The organism is Streptomyces sp. NPDC059900 (genome assembly GCF_050270335.1).
Classification (GTDB): domain Bacteria; phylum Actinomycetota; class Actinomycetes; order Streptomycetales; family Streptomycetaceae; genus Streptomyces.
The window spans coordinates 1-2,378 of the sequence record NZ_JBNNJZ010000882.1 but is presented as its reverse complement, the minus strand read 5'-3'; the positions used below and the strand labels follow the sequence as shown (position 1 = coordinate 2,378).

Here is a 2,378-nt window from a genome sequence, read left to right as displayed (position 1 = left end):
CACGATCCGGTGATTCACCCGGGCCTTGCAGTAGGTCGCGTCCAGGAACACATAGGGGAACACGGTGTGATCCAGCGGCCGTTCCCTGAACGCGACCAGCTCGTCATCGAGTTCGCCGCAGATCCTGGAGACCTCGGATTTCGAGATTCCGGAGTCCGCACCCAGCGCCTTGACCAGGTCATCGACCGAACGCGTCGAGACACCGTGCACGTATGCCTCCATCACCACCGCGAACAGAGCGCGGTCGATCCGGCGCCGCCGCTCCAGCAGCGAGGGGAAGAACGACCCGGTCCGCACCTTGGGGATCTTCAGGTCCAGGTCACCGGCCTGCGATGTCAGCAGCCGGTCGCGGTGCCCGTTGCGCCAGGTGGTGCGCTCGCTCGTGTGCTCGCGCGGGGCCGCCCCGATGGCTTCGGTTGCCTCGGCCTCGATGAGTTCCTGCAGGATGCGCTCGCACAGCACCCTGATCGACTCGACTCCATCGGCCGCACGTAGTGACTCCAGCAGCCGCATCAGGTCAGACTGAGACAGGGCCATCGCGTCCTCCTCGGTTGAACTGGCCGTTCACCAGGGAGACTTGCGCGATGGCCCACCTCTGTTCAGGGAGCAGTCGCCGTCAGCAGGCGCACGCCCCGAGCAGACAACCGCGCATTCCAACGCCCGACCGCCTACACCACTCGGCGGGGCACCATCGAAGTGCGTGTTCCGTCCCGGGAACTGGGCGTGCTGGCGCGGTGGGTGCCGCTGCTGCTGCAGCACATCGATGAGCTGCCCGCCGCAACTCCCGGGTATACCTTCCCCTGCTGCAGCCCCCGGCGCGGTGGTCCGACGATGAGGCACCTGCCGTGTCTGGCTGCGGAGTGGCCCACCTGGTCGACCCGCCAGGCAGCCGCCATGGGGCTGCTGTGTGCGCAATGCGGCTTCGACCTACGCACCGCAGGCGACAGGCAGCGCCCTTGCCTATGACATCGGCGGCGAGCCGGGGCGTCCCCGTCTGGAGTGCGGGCCCTGCTGCAACGACGGCCGCCGCGCAGCAGCCAGCGGCCCTTCGTCGTAACAGACCGCCGGGCGCCCGCCGGCCCACCCGCGCGGCCGCAGAGCACCGGAAGACTGATGCGCCGTCGGCTGCGCAACGTCTTCGCGGCAGCGGCGGACCTGGCCAGGGCGTCTGCGTCCCGCACCGTCAGCCGGTCCGGACGGGGACACCTGCCGGCGGGCAGTGCGCAGCAGCCGCCACTCATCCGTTCAGTCGCAGTCTGCTCGCACCTGCCCGGGTCTGCGCATCAGATGGGAGCAGTCCGTGTCCGGGTGAGCAGCCGGCCCGGGGGTACGCGGAAAGCCAGTACAAGGCGGCGGGGCGAGCGGCCCGCGCCTGACGCGAGAGGAGACGGCCATGCCGCAGGGATCGAGCCCCAAGCGCGAGCGCCAGTACGAGCACATCAAGGAGGGCGCTCAGAAGCGGGGCGCCTCGACAAGCCGGGCGAAGGAGATCGCCTCGCGCACCGTGAACAAGGAGCGGGCCCGCTCCGGAGAGTCGAAGTCTGCCAGCAAAACGTCCACGCGGGACAAGAAATCCGCCCCGCAGCGGGGCGGCGAGCGTTCCCACAGCGGTTCCCAGGGACCTACGAAGGACCAGCTGTACGCGGAGGCGAAGCGGAAGAACATCGATGGCCGTTCGTCGATGAACAAGCAGCAGCTTGCCAGGGCAGTCGGCCGCTGAGCGACGCACGAACTGCGCCCGGGAGCGTTCCCGGGCGCAGTTGTCCGCTCCTGCCTGTGCACACGGGCCGTTCGCCAAGGCCCTTGCCGGGCCCGATCGTTGCCGTCAGGCGCTGTTCGCGCTGGTCTGCGGGGCGGACGGTGCCGCCAACACGGCCGCCTTCGTGCGGTGGTTCAGGGCGTGTCCGGTGGACCAGGGGCGGCCAACGCCCAGTTGGGATGTGTCATGAGGCTGCCGGCATGACCACAGAAACCCAGCGTAACGAGGCCCCCGACTCATCAGACTCGTCCGTCACATTTATCAACGTCTTCGAGATCGACGCCGCCGAGGTCGACGACCTCATGCACCCCGGCTGCACCGCCGCCCCGGAACAGCATGTCCGGGCCCGGCAGCCCGCCTCCTTCCTCCCTTGGCCGCCGGCCTCCGCTGAGCCGTTCCGCGCTGCCCGAAGCTCGCCCGCGCAGCCCGGACGTTGGGCCGAGCGCTCCGTGCTGCGGCGGCCGCCGCAGCACGCAAGCGCGTCATAGAAGGGCGCGGGGCGGGCAGGTGTGGTGTATGGCGGTCGACGTGCATGCACTGCGCAGGGATCTGAACACCACACGCGAGCAAGCCCGCGAACTGGTACAGCGGGCTCACCGGGCCTCGGACGAGAGCCTGC

General features: G+C 69.5%; 2 protein-coding genes. One reads left to right on the top strand and one right to left on the bottom strand.

Annotation, left to right across the window (positions count from 1 at the left end):
* On the bottom strand, positions 1–537 hold a 537-nt coding region (locus tag ACQKIP_RS45275; protein WP_365867108.1), incomplete at its 3' end, for a transposase.
* A gap of 856 nt (positions 538–1,393) precedes the next feature.
* On the opposite strand from ACQKIP_RS45275, the gene ACQKIP_RS45270 reads away from it, so the two are divergent.
* Positions 1,394–1,720: a plasmid stabilization protein gene (locus tag ACQKIP_RS45270; RefSeq protein WP_365867109.1), complete on the top strand. Its 327-nt coding sequence runs from the start codon at positions 1,394–1,396 to the stop codon at positions 1,718–1,720.
* The last annotated feature ends 658 nt before the right edge of the window (positions 1,721–2,378 follow it).

Excerpts from the sequence above, each read along its gene's own strand:
- ACQKIP_RS45270 (WP_365867109.1), top strand. The coding sequence starts at position 1,394 with ATGCCGCAGGGATCGAGCCCCAAGCGCGAGCGCCAGTACGAGCACATC.